This window comes from Namhaeicola litoreus, assembly GCF_042679565.1.
GTDB classification, from domain to species: domain Bacteria; phylum Bacteroidota; class Bacteroidia; order Flavobacteriales; family Flavobacteriaceae; genus Namhaeicola; species Namhaeicola litoreus.
The window spans coordinates 21545-37111 of record NZ_JBHTMY010000003.1 but is presented as its reverse complement, the minus strand read 5'-3'; the positions used below and the strand labels follow the sequence as shown (position 1 = coordinate 37111).

14 protein-coding genes and 2 tRNA genes are annotated in these 15567 nt (G+C 35.7%); 2 read left to right on the top strand and 14 right to left on the bottom strand.

Annotated features, from left to right (window positions below; translation table 11 throughout):
- Nucleotides 1-112: 112 nt before the first annotated feature.
- Nucleotides 113-1405 carry a DEAD/DEAH box helicase gene (locus ACFQ39_RS07385; RefSeq protein WP_377177613.1) on the top strand — a complete coding sequence of 431 codons (1293 nt, stop codon included), beginning with the start codon at nt 113-115 and terminating at the stop codon, nt 1403-1405.
- A gap of 233 nt (nt 1406-1638) precedes the next feature.
- Here ACFQ39_RS07385 and ACFQ39_RS07380 read toward each other — a convergent pair whose 3' ends face one another.
- From ACFQ39_RS07380 to ACFQ39_RS07355, 6 genes are all read right to left on the bottom strand, one after another.
- Entirely contained in the window at nt 1639-2010 is a 372-nt protein-coding gene (locus ACFQ39_RS07380) for a hypothetical protein (protein ID WP_377177611.1), read from the bottom strand.
- A 224-nt stretch (nt 2011-2234) separates the two neighbouring features.
- Nucleotides 2235-2735, bottom strand: coding sequence for a hypothetical protein (locus ACFQ39_RS07375; RefSeq protein WP_377177609.1), 501 nt, complete (start codon nt 2733-2735; stop codon nt 2235-2237).
- Nucleotides 2736-2796: 61 nt separating this feature from the next.
- The gene (locus tag ACFQ39_RS07370) at nt 2797-3864 is read right to left on the bottom strand and encodes an RHS repeat-associated core domain-containing protein (RefSeq protein WP_377177607.1); all 1068 of its coding nucleotides are present in this window, start codon (nt 3862-3864) and stop codon (nt 2797-2799) included.
- Between the two features lie 332 nt (nt 3865-4196).
- Nucleotides 4197-4979, bottom strand: coding sequence for a toxin-antitoxin system YwqK family antitoxin (locus ACFQ39_RS07365; RefSeq protein WP_377177605.1), 783 nt, complete (start codon nt 4977-4979; stop codon nt 4197-4199).
- A 2-nt stretch (nt 4980-4981) separates the two neighbouring features.
- Nucleotides 4982-6031, bottom strand: a complete 1050-nt coding sequence (locus ACFQ39_RS07360) for an RHS repeat domain-containing protein (RefSeq protein WP_377177603.1) — start codon at nt 6029-6031, stop codon at nt 4982-4984.
- Between the two features lie 917 nt (nt 6032-6948).
- Complete coding sequence (locus ACFQ39_RS07355; RefSeq protein ID WP_377177601.1) at nt 6949-7869, bottom strand: RHS repeat domain-containing protein; 921 nt, start codon at nt 7867-7869, stop codon at nt 6949-6951.
- 392 nt (nt 7870-8261) lie between these two features.
- On the opposite strand from ACFQ39_RS07355, the gene ACFQ39_RS07350 reads away from it, so the two are divergent.
- Complete coding sequence (locus ACFQ39_RS07350) at nt 8262-9332, top strand: Fic family protein (protein WP_377177599.1); 1071 nt, start codon at nt 8262-8264, stop codon at nt 9330-9332.
- Between the two features lie 367 nt (nt 9333-9699).
- Here ACFQ39_RS07350 and ACFQ39_RS07345 read toward each other — a convergent pair.
- From ACFQ39_RS07345 to nhaD, 8 genes are all read right to left on the bottom strand, one after another.
- Nucleotides 9700-9773 (bottom strand) — tRNA-Asn (locus ACFQ39_RS07345).
- Between the two features lie 10 nt (nt 9774-9783).
- A tRNA-Val gene (locus tag ACFQ39_RS07340) sits at nt 9784-9858 on the bottom strand.
- Between the two features lie 129 nt (nt 9859-9987).
- Nucleotides 9988-10809 carry a hypothetical protein gene (locus tag ACFQ39_RS07335; RefSeq protein WP_377177597.1) on the bottom strand — a complete coding sequence of 274 codons (822 nt, stop codon included), beginning with the start codon at nt 10807-10809 and terminating at the stop codon, nt 9988-9990.
- Nucleotides 10810-10874: 65 nt separating this feature from the next.
- On the bottom strand, nt 10875-12095 hold the full coding sequence (locus ACFQ39_RS07330; protein ID WP_377177595.1) for a bifunctional folylpolyglutamate synthase/dihydrofolate synthase: 1221 nt from the start codon (nt 12093-12095) through the stop codon (nt 10875-10877).
- Nucleotide 12096: 1 nt separating this feature from the next.
- Entirely contained in the window at nt 12097-12984 is an 888-nt protein-coding gene (locus ACFQ39_RS07325; RefSeq protein ID WP_377177593.1) for an energy transducer TonB, read from the bottom strand.
- 3 nt (nt 12985-12987) lie between these two features.
- Nucleotides 12988-13380: an ExbD/TolR family protein gene (locus ACFQ39_RS07320; RefSeq protein WP_377177591.1), complete on the bottom strand. Its 393-nt coding sequence runs from the start codon at nt 13378-13380 to the stop codon at nt 12988-12990.
- 9 nt (nt 13381-13389) lie between these two features.
- A complete protein-coding gene (locus ACFQ39_RS07315; RefSeq protein WP_377177589.1) occupies nt 13390-14088 on the bottom strand; it encodes a MotA/TolQ/ExbB proton channel family protein in 699 nt (232 codons plus the stop codon).
- 97 nt (nt 14089-14185) lie between these two features.
- Complete coding sequence (nhaD, locus tag ACFQ39_RS07310; protein ID WP_377177587.1) at nt 14186-15550, bottom strand: sodium:proton antiporter NhaD; 1365 nt, start codon at nt 15548-15550, stop codon at nt 14186-14188.
- Nucleotides 15551-15567 lie beyond the last annotated feature (17 nt).

Sequence of the window (15567 nt, the reverse complement as noted above, 5' to 3'; positions counted from 1 at the left end):
CTTAAACTGATTTAAATTCACAAAACACATAAGGTAGTGTAAATTGGGCTTATCTTTGCAGTCTAATGTAAATGGCATTATTCGAAAGATCTCCATTTATCTAACTATTTATATGTCATTTCATTCTCTAGGATTATCAACACCTCTGTTAAAAGCCATCGATAAGCAAGGCTATACAACGCCATCACCCATACAGCAAAAAGCAATTCCATTAATTTTGGAAGGAAAAGATGTGTTAGCGTCTGCACAAACAGGAACGGGAAAAACAGCTGGTTTCACATTGCCGATGCTTCAAATATTATCTCAAGAACAGCATTTGAGCCGCCGACCCATCAGAGCGTTGGTATTGACACCCACAAGAGAACTCGCCGCTCAAGTACACCAAAGTGTGATTTTATATGGTGAATTTTTAGATATCAAATCTGCTGTTATTTTTGGTGGAGTAAACCAGACACCTCAGGAGCGCGTGATCAGAAAAGGTGTGGATGTGCTCATTGCAACCCCCGGAAGGTTGCTCGACCTTCAAAACCAAGGACTCTTATCGCTGGCCAAAATTGAGATCTTGGTCTTGGATGAAGCCGACAGAATGTTAGATATGGGTTTTCTTCGGGATATCAAAAAAATCCTCGCTTTGATTCCTTCACGAAGACAAAACCTTTTATTTTCGGCTACTTTTTCGAAAGAAATAAAAAATCTGGCGAACGACTTTTTACACCATCCGGTTTTAATAGAAGCTACTCCAGAGAATACCACTGTCGATGCCATAAAGCAAAAAGTGTATCGCGTGGCCAAAACCAAAAAAACAGGACTCATTATTAAGCTTATCGCAGAAGGTGATTGGAAACAGGTATTGGTATTTACAAGAACCAAGCACGGTGCAAACAGGTTGTGTAAGTATATGGTTAAGGCAGGTATTTCTGCGGCGGCCATTCACGGAAATAAAACCCAAGGTGCCAGAACCAAAGCTTTGACCGGATTCAAAAATAATTCTATTCGAATTTTAGTAGCGACTGATATCGCGGCTAGAGGTTTAGACATTCCTTTACTTCCTCATGTCGTAAATTATGAATTGCCCAATGTACCTGAAGACTATGTCCACCGAATTGGAAGAACTGGAAGAGCCGGAGCAAGCGGAGAGGCACTTTCTTTGGTAAGTACAGATGAAACCGGCTATTTAAAAGATATTGAAAAATTAATTGGAATAACGATTCCTGTTGAAATCGTCGAAGGTTTCGAGCCCGATCCGAATGAATCTACAAAACCCGAAAAACAAGGACAGGGTAGACCTAACCGAACAACCAGACCCAACAGATCTCAGGCACCTAAAAATGATTCAAATAAGTTGATTCGAAGAAATACACGAAATAAGAATAAACGGAATTCTGGAGGAAAGCCAAAGCAATAAAATCAAGTCATTATTAATAGAAAAACACGCATACTGTGCAATTAAATCCTAACATTCAGAAATTTCGTAGCCATTTACTTAGGATCTCTTAAATCAATGTATTGCCAATTGTTTGTAAGACCATACTAGCTAGATTGCCAAACACTTCACTTTAAACTCAAACTCAAAATTACGAGATAAACCCTCCTTCGGCGGGTAAACTTCTCGCCCATAGGTATATAAAAAAAAGAGCTTCACTTTCGTGAAACTCTTTGTGGGTTGCTCCTCCTCCCTCCTTCGGCGGGTAAACTTGGGCTCGAACCAAGGACCTTCTGATTAACAGCGACATTATACCCTTTGTGTTTTAACCCAAAAGGATAATAATTGTTTTCTTCTATGATCTCTGAGGTCGCAGAGATGAGACCGTCATTGTTCGCATCAGAATAAGATAAACGTATGTTGCCGAGGTGATCTTTGTACTGAAAAGTATGCCTAAACCCTAAAGTGTAATTGCTCGCATTAAGGGGCTCTACATAACCTTCAGGGGTATGGAAAAACTGCAGGTTTCCGTTTTCGTAAATGTAATCGGCGGCATAATCTGTGGTTATCGTAGTTCCGCTTGTCACTTTCTTTTGTAGTTTAACACCTGTAGCGTCGTAAATGTAAGAAATATTTTGTCCGTTTATTTTAACAATAGTAAGTAAATTTAAGTTGTTGAAGCACTTGTTTAAGCTAAAACGCCGTTGACATAAATGGCTCTTTAAAAAAGTTTTACGGTCTTTTTCAACAAACTCTTACGGATTTAAGGTACAATCGCGCGGGAGCTGGGAGCGGGGGGTTGCCAAGAATATTAGTACTTTTTATCAAAAATAATATTTTTAGCCTGTTCCTTTTCGTTTGCACCCATAATCTTAAATCTCGCTCCTTCATCCACTATATTTAAGCTATCAATTTTTGATTCAGTCATATTCAGAATCCATATTTTAGAATATTCACCATATGGATAGGTTTTTTGATTAATTTCTTCTTTAAGTATATCTACCGATTCCTTATTTACTCCTTTAAATTTAAAGAATCTCGTATCAACTTCCGGGAAGTACAGTTTTATTGAAAAACCCTTATATCTTGTATAATAATTGGAATTAATTGTATCAATTCTACCCGTGTCAATCTTCTGTGCATTTGTCATTATTAAAAACTCATCATCAATATAACGCATGTTAGTATCCATAACTTGAGCAAAATCGATCTGAACTTCATTTGGATTTAACCCATATCCCTTTATATAATTATCCAACAAAGTTTTTGAACTTTTACTTAATATAGCTTCTTTATATTGAAAAGTCACCATGGAATTTTTTTGACATGAGAGGCAAATGACCATCAAAAAGCTTAGAATTGGGAATGTTTTCTTAATTGGTACCATAGATTAAGTTTTTTGTGTAATAGGTGTAAGTCTTTGACTTAACATTGAAAACTCGAGTAATGGCTTCACCTTTAGTTGTCTTTTCAATAGCCCCCGCCGCTGCTGCATCCTTTATTCTTTCTCCATTAATTAGTAGAGCTTTGTTATTATCAAAACCACTTGGTGGAGAATCATCTTGATGACTATGATCTGCTTTAGTAACATTAAAACCATTTTCTACCAAAGATTCTGTCAACAATCCAGTATCTACTTTAGTATTGTTATAGTTAGTCCCGACCATAGAAAGTGATTCGCCTTTCAGATCTCCAGTTGAAATTGCCCATTCTGCTCCTTTTATTGGGTCACCCGTTTCTGCTGCTGCAAATTCAAATAATTCAGTTGCAGAGTTCTCATCATTCATATAAACCCCTTCAATCGGACTCCCCAAGTCCTGAGCATAATCGGGATTTGGATTTTCTAAACTAAAACCAGCCATAATAGTACCCGAGTCAAACTCAATACTTCTTTTGCCATCGGCACTAAATACAACATCTTTAGTATTATCTATGGCCACTAATTCAATTTTGCCCTTTTCATTTAACCTGTAAATATGTTCTGGTGAAGTTGGCGCCACCCCATCCGGGTCAATAAAATAAATCGGGTTGTTAAACGCATAATTATACGGTGAGTGCCTACGCATTTGCTCTGCTAATGGATCCAAGTTCTTCCACCTACCTAATGCAGGGTCATAATTCCTAGCTCCAAAATCATAAACTTCAAAACTGCTGCTACCAACTATTTCATCCTGCAATTCCTTGCCGCCAAACATGTATTTGTGGTGTCTTCCGTTTATGGAACTGTTATACCCCTTATGCTTCAACCCAAAGGGATAATAATTATTTTCTTCTACTATTTCCAGATCAATTGCGCCAATATTTTGGTTTTTATCGGTATAAGCTATTTGCCCCCGCGCCGGGCTGGCTCCTTCGCTAAAAAGGTTCACCGGACCTTTTCTAAACGCTTGGCCCTCAAAGTGGTCTTTGTATTGGTTAATATAGCTAAAGTCTTCTTTCATAAACAGTTTTGCTCAAATCTACTCAAATAGTTATTATATTTGCGACGAGGTAAGGAGTCCCCTCTTGGGCTTCAAGAGGTAGAACACTTCATAGAGGTGGGCTTGAAAAGCTCTTTATTGAAGATAATACTACTCTTGATAATCATAATATGGAAAACTATAGAGTATTTTTAGGGTTTATTATATTAATTCATGGCTTTTACTCATTATACTCTTCATATAAAGGAAAAAAAAGTAATTTTTTTGCTCTTCCAAGCTCTAGCTTTATTCCTAAAAAGATTTTTGGAAAACACTATAATCGGATAGAAAACTTTGTTTGGGGTTCTATGGAGTTATTTATTGGCTTCCACATGATTAAATTTCTTTTTCTTTATTAATTTTCCAGCTTCGTCATATAGCAACCAATTGCCTACAGGTTTATTACGCTGAAAATCGCCTATTTGCTTTATATTTCCATTTTTATAATAATAAATACTTTGACCTGTCTGGATATCATCATCCCAATTAATTCTACTTTCAATCTTGTTGCCTGCAAAAAAAGACTTAAAGACACCATTTTTTTTACCCTTTAAAAAATACCCAACTTGTAATGTATCTTTATTTTCATAAAAGGTTATAAACTTGCCTTGCTGCTTTCCTTCTTCCCAATTTCCAATTTGTTGTAAATAGCCATTTTCATAGTAAATGATACTTTGACCGTGCTTCAAACCCTTAATCCAATAAAAATATTCTTTAATTTGTTCATTAGGGTAAAATGTTTTTGATTGACCAGCCAAATAACCATCTTTCCAGTTTGATTCTTCGTAAAGCTTACCATCTTCATTATAGAATAAGGCAAGTCCGTCTTGAAGGTCATTTTTAAAATTAATTTTTGAGTTTAAAATTCCATTCTCATAATAATAAAGCCATTCTCCTTCTTGTTTATCATTAATCCAATTGCCCATTTGTTTAATATTCCCATTTAGGTAAAACAACTTGGATATACCATTTCTTTTACCATTCTTAATATATCCAATAGATTTAATGTATCCTTTTTCATGATAATTCTTGATCTCCTTTTTACAAGAAACTAATATTACTAAAAAAACAAGCACTACATAATATATTTTCCTCATAACTATTCATTATTAGCGCTCCATTCAAATTGATACCCAACTCCAATCGATAGTTTTGTCTCTTTTAGTAAGTTATGAGCAGATGCTTCAATAACGTTAACATTCCTAGAATCAGAATAATTTAACCCTTCATCACGAGTAACCACTTTACCTTTACTAATTAACATTGAAGATCCATCTCCCATTGTTTGAGAAATAGCTGTCTCTTTAGTAGTTTTAGATTTCGTTCCTCCAAATCCCAAAATACTTGCAGTACCTTCATTTACCGTTTTAGTTTTGGTTTCTTTTCCAGGAACAATAGCTTTCTGGTTATCTGAAGAATACTCCATGTTAATATCTTTTGTTTCGACTGTCTTAGTTTCAGATACACCTACATCAAAAACACCTGCGGAAAGTGAATAACCACTTTTTGTAGTATTCTCATTGCCTGTTTTATAACCCTCTTTAGAGATACTAAAGACCTCCTTTGATTCATAATTAATAGTCCCACCTAATTTCCCAAGTTTTATACCTGCATTATTGTCATAAACTGTTAATTTGGAATTCTTAATAGTCTCAACAGTCTTTGAAATAAAGTTCCTTACTCCAAAAAAAATACCAAAAATTGGTCCTGGTGGTCCGGGCGCCACTCCATCCGGGTCAATAAAATAAATTGGGTTGTTAAATGCGTAATTATACGGTGAGTGTCTGCGCATTTTTTCTGCTAGAGGGTCAAGGTTCATCCACCTACCTAATGCCGGGTCATAATTCCTGGCACCAAAATCATAAACTTCAAAACTGCTGCTGCCAACTATTTCATCCTGCAATTCTTTGTCGCCAAACATGTATTTATGATGCGTACCGTTTATGGCGGTGTTGTACCCTTTGTGTTTCAACCCAAAGGGATAATAATTATTTTCTTCTACAATATGCAAATCAATAGTATCTATATTTTGGTTGATATCTGTAAAAGATATTTGCCCCCGCGCGAGGCTGGCTCCTTCGCTAAAAACAGCCACCGGCTGTTTTCTATACGCTCGGCCCTCAGCATAATCTACAATAATACCGTTCACTGTTTTTCATTTGTTTTACGCCTGTGGCATCGTAAATGTATTCTATTTTTAGAAGTAAACAACATCTGTTTTACCATTGTAAATGGCATTATTTATAATTTATATTTAGCCGTTATAGTCTATTCCATTGCCATTACAATCAAGCGAAGCGTATCATGAAATCTAACGAAGTGATTCGACGTAGTCAAAACTAACGAAGTGATTCGACGTAGTCAAAACTAACGAAGTGATTCGACGTAGTCAAAACCAACGAAGTGATTCGACGTAGTCAAAACCTTTAAAAAGCAATAGATATGCATGAGTAAATGTCAAGGTGCGGTGGAGGTGAAAATGGACTAATAAACAGATCATTAATTTATGAGTTAAACAATACTAATTCTTTATTTTAACAAGTTGTATTTTTGAATATTTTTCACTAAAAAGAATCTTTTTTCTCCAAAATTTAAAAATATTACAAATGAAGATGTTGAAAGGTGCCAAAAGACCGTCCAATGTGGTTAGGACACAGTATATAAGTTTTTCAAAAAAAGTTGAATTTGAATCATAACTTAATTTGTATCCGAAAAACCTTTTGGCAAAAGAAAATTTAGGAAAAACAAAATTAATGACATATAAATATCCTATGTAAATAAATAATAGCAAAACACCGTCTAAGTGTTTTCTAATATACAACAATAAGGGAAATCCAAAAATCATTGGAAGAATGAGATAAAACAATAACATACTTACAGTTATGTATTGAATCAATTCCGTTAGACTAAGGTAACTTTTCTCTAAAAAATCACTCTCTATAGATTTATTACTATTCTTTATTCTATTCATTTCCCTTCTTACTCTTTAATCTTCTTTCTCTAATTCTCTCTCTTCCTTTGCCATTTCTTTATCAAAAATATTGGAATCAAAAGTCCATTCAGTTCCTAAAATAAATCCAAGTGAATAATCATGAACTCCATCCTTATCTTTTTTTCACTTTTAATACTACCATCAACAACATACCCTTTTTCTTCACCACCCTTTTTCCCAAATATACTTCCTTCTGCGGTATGCTCAGATTCACCATCGTGTAGTTTTATTTCTCCACTTAAAAAACTTGATCCTGCCTTACCATTTCCTGCCTCATCTAATTCCATTTTTTCCGTCTTAGCCATTGCAATTTCCACCTCAAGACCCTTATCATCCATGACAAAACCAAATTGTGCGTTTCGCCCCGAAAAACTGGAACTATCATTTTCTAAATCATATGTCAATTTGAAAGCATTAACACTTCCTTGAACTTTAAGTATATCACTCCTGCCCCCTTCAGCCTTTAAATTACCTTTTAATCTACCACTTAATCCGACTGAGACTTCTTTAATTGTGGTTGCTTTATAGACAGCTTTTAGCCATTTTATTGGATCTCCCTTTTCAGGCATCATCCCATCTGGATCAATAAAGAAAATCGGATTATTAAAGGCGTAGTTATACGGAGAGTGTCTGCGCATTTTTTCTGCGAGTGGGTCAAGGACCATCCACCTACCTAATGCCGGGTCATAATTCCTGGCACCAAAATCATATACTTCAAAACTGCTGCTGCCAACTATTTCATCCTGCAATTCCTTGCCGCCAAACATGTATTTATGAGGATTACCGTTTATGGCGGTGTTGTACCCTTTATGTTCAAGTCCGAAGGGATAGTAATTATTTTCTTCTACAATTTCCAGATCAATTGCGCCAATATTTTGGTTGGCATCTGTATAAGATATTTGCCCCCGTGCCAGGCAGGCTCCTTCGCTAAAAAGGTCCACCGGACCTTTTCTAAACGCTCGGCCCTCAGCATAATCTGTAATAATACCGTTCACTGTTTTTCATTTGTTTTACGCCTGTGGCATCGTAAATGTATTCTATTTTAGGTAATTACTTTATGACATTGCCATTATAAATGTCAATGTGCTGAGACCTAATTTTATCATATATAGTTTAACATTTTAAAGGAAAAAATAAATATGAGTATACATAAAATAGTTATAAAAATGCCACTTAAAAAGTAAAAAAACGCAGTAAATTTATTAATCTTTTCAAACTTTTTGTCTAAATCTATTTGTTCAATTTTTGAAATTAAACATTTATTACAACCAAAATAAATGAATATGACAAATGGAATAACAATCAAAAAAGATAAAATTGGATACAAAATGGATATATCTAATCATTTGTTTTGATATATTTATAATCGGATAAAATCGGATACATAATGGATCTATTAAAAAAAATAGCATTTCAACCTACAATTTTTCAAGAAATCATTCAAAAGTTAAGTCAGATTGATTCGTTTAAAGGGGGTTGGAAACTTATAGAGAATAAAGAAAAACGTTATCTTAGGGAACTGCGTGATATAGCCACAATTCAGAGCATTGGTTCCTCTACCAGGATTGAAGGAGCAAAGCTTTCGGATGATGAAGTTAAAAAACTTTTAAAATCAGTTCGAATAAGTCAACTTGATAAAAGAGATGAACAAGAAGTGGTAGGTTACTATGAAGCATTAGAAATCATTTTACAAAGCTATACAGAAATAGAACTCACAGAAAGGTATATCCATCAATTACACTCAATTCTTTTAAAATATAGTGTTAAAGACCAACGCCATAAAGGACAATACAAAAGTTTATCCAACCAAGTGGTCGCCAATTATAAAGATGGTCAGCAAAAGATAATTTTTAAAACTACTGAACCTCATTTAACAGCCAACGAAATGTTGGACCTTATAACTTGGACAAATATTCAACTTGAAGAAAAACGTCTGCACCCAATACTCATTACTTCGGTATTCGTTTATGAATTTTTATCAATACATCCATATCAGGATGGAAATGGTAGGTTATCGAGGTTGCTTACTACATTTCTGTTACTTAAGCAAGATTATAATTTTGTGGAATTTATTTCCTTTGAACACGTTATCGAAAACAGAAAAGAAATGTATTATCAAGTGCTCATGGAAACACAAAAATACCGAGGTACAGAAAAGGAAATATTGGATAAATGGGTGATTTTCTTTTTAAATTGTTTAATTGATTTAACTCAAAAGCTCCAAGTTAAATATGAAACCTACAATAATTTAAAGGTCAGCACGAACGACAGGCAGAAAGCAGTGTTGGCATATATTGATCAAAATAAAACTGTACAAATAAAAGATTTGGAAAAGGGCTTATCTCAATATTCTAGAAATACGTTAAAAAAGGATTTACTGTATTTGGTAAGAGAAGGGTTGATTCTTACAACTGGCTCAGGAAGAGGGGTTAGATATCATGAAAAAATAGAGGAATAGCTCCAAAAACTACGGTCCATATATTCTGAAAATAATATAGTTGATTTTATCTATTAACCCTTTGTGAATATTTTTATACTTTCCAGTTGTTGCACAGATTTTAGGATATTTACTAATACGGTTTTAAAAACATTGACGATTTTTGACTCACTGTGCTTTAATTTTTTCATACTGGTAAATTTAAAAAATAAACATTTAGTCTATTTATAACCAGACTTAGTTTTGGGGAAGGTTACAAAAATATTTAATTTGATGATTTGATATAAATTATATACAAATCATTTAAAAATAAGTAGACAATAAAAGAAAACAAACCTATGTGCAAACAAAAAAAGAGCTTCACTTTCGTGAAACTCTTTGTGGGTTGCTCCTCCTCTTGGGCTCGAACCAAGGACCCTCTGATTAACAGTCAGATGCTCTAACCAACTGAGCTAAGGAGGAATTCAATCTGTGGGCAATGAGGGGTTCGAACCCCCGACCCCCTCGGTGTAAACGAGGTGCTCTGAACCAGCTGAGCTAATTGCCCTGAGCGGGTGCAAATATAAATGAGTTTTTTGATTTGACAAATGATTTTCACAAAAAAAACATTCAATGATGCAATAAAATTACACCCTTTTCGCTAAATATTTTATTTCGAATTAATTAGCTTACTTATTTATTCTAAATACTTTGATTGCGCAGGTATATTCTCATATACTTTACCCTCTTCTTGCACTACACCTGCGTTGTATATCTCGATAAAATCTTCTCTTTCTTTTTCGTCAGGAAACATTTGCATCAGTAAGGCTTTATCCAGTTCGAAAGAATTTAAAAGATCATCGTATGAATCTGTGACATATACCTCAAGGAAATCTCGGCTATCAGGTCCAAAAAAATGTCTATACGCCTGGTACGACCTAATATTTGGATCTTTAAATGTCACAAATTGCAAATAATCTTCATAGGCATTGATTAAATCATCATCCGGATTATCGACCAATTTATTAAAAACAAGATAAAAGGTTAAAGGTTTTGTACGATCGTCTTTCTCACGATCTCTTATCTTGACATTTTTAGTGGTCGTCATAATCTGATTAGAATAATACAAAGAAAAGTTTCTATTCTGTTTCTCAAAATATGCTGCTCTTTCTTTCTCATCCGGCCAACCTTCCTCAATCAATTCCATTGTTCTTTTTCTCGCCAACTCTATATCATTCCAATCTTTATAAATATTGACAATCAGCACCTCAGAAAGTCTTTCATCGAAAGTATCCACCAACATTTCATGCCCTACTATATATTTGTTTTTCTTGATGACCTTATCAAAAAACTCCTGTTCTATTGCCTGCCATGAAGCCCTGTCATCATCCACTTCACCTTGCAGTCTAAGTAGGGTAACATAATAATTATCTTGTGAGAAGTCTTGCCCGATTCCAATTGTACAGACGAGCATGGCGAGGACGAAAAATGCAGTTTTAAGAATATGATTTCTAAGCATAAATTTAAGATTAGTTGATGAATGTAAAAATAATAAAAAATGATTTAAGGTTGAATCTTAATCCATTAAACATCCATTTCCGCTACCACAAATGTGCTTCCACCTACATAAATCAAATCATTTGACCCAGCCTTACTTAAAGCTGCGTTGTAAGCTACTATTACTGATGGATAACTTTTCCCGATCAACCCAAATTGCAAGGCAATATTTTGCAATTCGTTTTGATCCATTCCCCTTGGAATATCAGGTTTGCAGAAAAAATAGTCAGCCTCTTTCGGAAAAAGCGTTAACACGTCTTGTAAATTCTTTTCTTTTACAAAACCCAGCACAAAAAAATAGCGACTAGCCTTTTCTTTTTTGAGCTGTGCCAGAACAATTTCTAAACCCTCTTTATTATGCGCTGTATCGCAAATCACTTTGGGGTTTTCCAAAAGCACCTGCCATCTCCCTTTCAGTCCTGTATTACTGATTACATGTGCCAAACCGTTTCGAATGTGCGATTCAGAAATTGTAAGACTCAGGTTTCTTAGAATTTCAACCGATTTTAATACGCCTGCTATATTTTTTTTTTGGTAGTCACCATGCAAATCGCAAGGATAATCACCAATTTTTTCATCGGAAGCAAAGAAAATAGGTGCATTTTCCAATTTGGCTTTATCTGTAAATACCGAGGTTGTCTCAGGTTGGGTTTCGCTGATAACTACAGGTGTGTTTTTTTTAATGATCCCTGCCTTTTCAAAGGCAATTTCAGGCAAGGTATTACCAAGAAATTGCATGTGATCAAAGCCTATATTCGTAATGACAGATAGAATCGGCATTATCATATTCGTTGAATCTAAACGCCCTCCTAACCCTACTTCTATCACAGCGATATCCACCTTTTCTTTGGCAAAATGATCAAAAGCCATTCCGACGGTCATTTCGAAGAAGGATAAAGTATGCTGTTCTAAAAAAGGTTTATTCTCTTCGATAAATTCAATAACACTTTGCTCATCAATGGGAATTCCGTTGACTCGTATTCTCTCCCTAAAATCTTTTAAATGTGGTGATGTGTACAAACCAACTTTCAAACCACTTTCTTGTAAAATCGATGCCAGCATATGGCTTGTGGACCCTTTCCCATTGGTTCCTGCGACATGTATGGCCTTAAAGTTATTCTGCGGATTTTGCAAGTGTGTGCAAAATAGTCTTATATTGGTAAGGTCCTTTTTAAATGCGGTATCACCCTGTCTTTGGTACATGGGCAAGCGTGAAAACATCCAATCAAGGGTGGTACGATAATCCATTTTATTCCGATAGAGAAAAATTGTAGATAATTACTCCTATCTGTCGCGTTGGTGCGGAAGCATCAGCACTAAATTTCGTTTTTAGTGCCGCTTCTTTGGCACTTTCCAATAAACAAGTAGCAGAGTTTGTGGTTCCTTTCACTCCAGGTTGTGCTGCGATTACTTTCCCATTTTGATCTACCGTAATACTCACATATACATTTCCTTCTTCATTACAATTATAAGCAGGTTTTGGTTTATTCAAAGCTTGACGGTTTCCTAATCTGTAATTACCGCCACCGCCGCCACCGCCAGAGCCATAATAACCTTGAGCATTTGGATCTCCCGTTACTTTTCCTTTATCACCGGCTTGGTTATCATTTCCTTCACCTCCCTTGGCCTTACCGTCGCTATTTAAACCGCCCATAAGAGCGTCGAGTTCTTTGCGCTTTGCTTCTTGCTCTCTTTTAATTCTTTCTGCCTCTTCTCTTTTTTCTCGTTCTATCTTTTCTTTTGCCAAACGTTCCGCTTCCAATTTATTTCTGCGGTCCGCCTCTAGTTTCTTTTTTGCCTCTTCTTCTTTTTTAATGGCTATGGCTTCTTCATTTTCTTGGGTAATCACCTTTTCTGCTTTAACCGCTTCGCTCGAAGTTTCTTCTACCACCTCCTCAACTTCCTCCTGATGTTCCTCAACCGGTTCTGAAGGTTGTGTCATTGGTTGTAATTCTTCCTGAGGTTGCTGATTGCCACTACCAAAGTCCGTTGTGCCAAAATTTACGGCGATACCATATTCAATAGGCGGATCCAAATACTTTAATCCGAAGAAAAAAATGATCAACAACAACAAGGCAGTAATGATCCCTGTGATCAAGGCTGATTTTCTTTTATGTGTTGTATCTAAAAAGGCCATGATTTATTTTGGTCTTACAGCTAAAACTACTTTTATTTTGTTTCGATTGGCGATGTCTAACACCTGTACTGCCTTTTCTATCGGCACTCCTTCTTCTGCTCTTAAAACGATCGTAGGATTTTCTTGGTTGTTGAGCTGGGCCAGCAAATAACTTTCCAATTCCTTTTCACTCACTTTATTCTTATCGACATAAAAATCAAGTCCTTTTGTAATGCTTACCGCAGTTGATTTTTTATTTTCCGTTTTTCCCTGTGCCTTGGGTAGCATGATATCTAATGCGTTTACCGTAACCAAAGTGGAGGTGAGCATAAAAAATATCAACAACAAGAAAACGATGTCCGTCATACTGGACATATTAAAATTTGGATCGACTTTATTTCGGCTTCTTAGGTTCACAATTGAGATTTAAACAGGTTCGTTCAAAAGATCCAAAAACTCAACGGATTTGGCCTCCATTTCGTAAACAATTTTATTTGTTCTTACCACCAAATGGTTATAAGCCACATAAGCGATAATCCCCACGATCAATCCAGCTACAGTGGTTGTCATGGCCGTATACAAACCATCACTCAACATTTTTATATCGATCTGACCACCCGAATTGGCAATTTCATGGATCGCAATAATCATACCGATTACAGTTCCCAAAAAACCAATCATAGGTGCAGCACCGGCGATGGTTGCTAAGACTGGAACATTTCTTTCGAGTTTGTAAATTTCCAGTTTGCCGGCATTTTCAATGGCTGTATTTATATCCTCCAAAGGTTTTCCAATTCTAGAGATTCCTTTTTCGATCAATCTTGCAGCAGGTTTTGGATTGCTGGCACAAAGTACCTTTGCCGCATCAATATTGCCGTTCATAATGTTGTCTTTTATCTGGTTCATAAAATTCTTATCAACTTTTGAAGCTGCTTTAATGGCGAAATATCGTTCAAAATAGATATACAAAGCGACAATAAGTAAAACGAAGAGCAAGGCAATAATGATCTGACCACCAAGGCCACCATCCATAATTAACTGATAAATAGATAATGTCCTTTCTTCGGAAATAGTTTCTTCTAAAATTTCCTGAGCTTCCTGAGCTCCTTCTTGAATTATTAACATATATTCTTAGTGATAAAGTTTGTCTTGATTAATACTCAGCAAAAATTACCCGTTAATTTGAGTTAATCAACGGGTTTTATGTTAAACTTTTGCCAATCTATACAATGGTTCTGAGTACCATAAAAGCAGCAGCGCCAACAAGATAGCCAATGAGCGCCAACCAAGAAATATTTTTCAGGTACCAAAAGAAATTTATTCTTTCCATTCCCATAGCTACGACTCCAGCTGCGGAGCCAATGATTAACATACTACCACCTGTACCTGCAGCATATGCGATAAAATGCCACAATTCGTGATCCATCGGCTCAGAAAACATCCCAATACTCGCCGCGACCAAAGGTACATTATCGATGACCGCAGATGCGAAACCTAAAATAATCACTACCAAATCAGAAACAGAATCACCTTCTGTAATCACCATTTCAGTACCCAACATAGGAATTGTTTCGGTTAAAGTTTCTGCAAAATGGAAAAGAACACCTAAAGATTCCAAAGCAGCCACCGCCATTAAAATACCCAAGAAAAAGAGTATACTCGGCAACTCAATTCTACCTAAAGAGGCGTGTACAGGATTATGGCCAGATTGCGCGTGACCATCTCCTTGATCCACCTTGGTCAATTCTATTTGAGTGTTCGAGTAGAATTCAGCAAAGACTGCGACAACAGATAGAGATAACATCATACCTACATAAGGCGGCAAATGCGTTACAGTTTTAAAGATCGGGACGAATATAATCGCTGTTAAACCCAAGTATAACATGATACTACCTTTGGGATTGACTTCTTCTTCTTCCTCTGTACTCGTTTCAATAAAACCTTTGAAAGGTTTTAATCTCGATGCAATTAAAACAGGAATTACAATGGCCAATATGGAAGGTATAAACAGTCTTAAAATCAATTCTCCGGTACTCACTTTTTTAGCAATCCATAACATGGTCGTTGTAACATCTCCGATAGGAGACCATGCTCCACCTGCATTTGCTGCAATTACGATTAAAGAGGCATACCAAATACGGTCTTCATTTGAGGACATGATTTTTCTTAAAATTGTAATTAAGACAATCGTGGCAGTTAGGTTATCAATAATCGCAGAAAGAATAAAGGCGAGTAAAGCGAAAATCCATAGTAGTTTTGTCCTACTTTTCGTCTTTACAAATTGTTTAATCGTACTAAATCCATCAAAATAATCGATTATTTCGACAATGGTCATAGCACCAATCAAAAAAACGAGAATTTCTGCGGTTTTACCTAAATGATGTAGTAAAATCTCTTCCAGGTGCGTAGGAACCAGTTTATGCAATTCAGCATCTACATTATATACGTTTAAATGACCCAAGGATATGATCGCCCAACAGACTGCCATCATACCCAAAGCAGGGATTAATTTATCAATTTTCAGTGTATGCTCGAGTGTTATAGCAAGGTATCCTAGAACGAAGATACTGACGATGAGTGTTTCCATTTATTTAATTTTCGGGT

What these genes read in the sequence shown, in the direction of transcription:
- ACFQ39_RS07385 (WP_377177613.1), top strand. Translation starts at nt 113, where the DNA reads ATGTCATTTCATTCTCTAGGATTATCAACACCTCTGTTAAAAGCCATC.
- ACFQ39_RS07365 (WP_377177605.1), bottom strand. Translation starts at nt 4,979, where the DNA reads ATGAGGAAAATATATTATGTAGTGCTTGTTTTTTTAGTAATATTAGTT.
- ACFQ39_RS07375 (WP_377177609.1), bottom strand. Translation starts at nt 2,735, where the DNA reads ATGGTGACTTTTCAATATAAAGAAGCTATATTAAGTAAAAGTTCAAAA.
- ACFQ39_RS07330 (WP_377177595.1), bottom strand. Translation starts at nt 12,095, where the DNA reads ATGGATTATCGTACCACCCTTGATTGGATGTTTTCACGCTTGCCCATG.
- ACFQ39_RS07350 (WP_377177599.1), top strand. Translation starts at nt 8,262, where the DNA reads ATGGATCTATTAAAAAAAATAGCATTTCAACCTACAATTTTTCAAGAA.
- ACFQ39_RS07370 (WP_377177607.1), bottom strand. Translation starts at nt 3,864, where the DNA reads ATGAAAGAAGACTTTAGCTATATTAACCAATACAAAGACCACTTTGAG.
- nhaD (WP_377177587.1), bottom strand. Translation starts at nt 15,550, where the DNA reads ATGGAAACACTCATCGTCAGTATCTTCGTTCTAGGATACCTTGCTATA.
- ACFQ39_RS07335 (WP_377177597.1), bottom strand. Translation starts at nt 10,809, where the DNA reads ATGCTTAGAAATCATATTCTTAAAACTGCATTTTTCGTCCTCGCCATG.
- ACFQ39_RS07315 (WP_377177589.1), bottom strand. Translation starts at nt 14,088, where the DNA reads ATGTTAATAATTCAAGAAGGAGCTCAGGAAGCTCAGGAAATTTTAGAA.
- ACFQ39_RS07325 (WP_377177593.1), bottom strand. Translation starts at nt 12,984, where the DNA reads ATGGCCTTTTTAGATACAACACATAAAAGAAAATCAGCCTTGATCACA.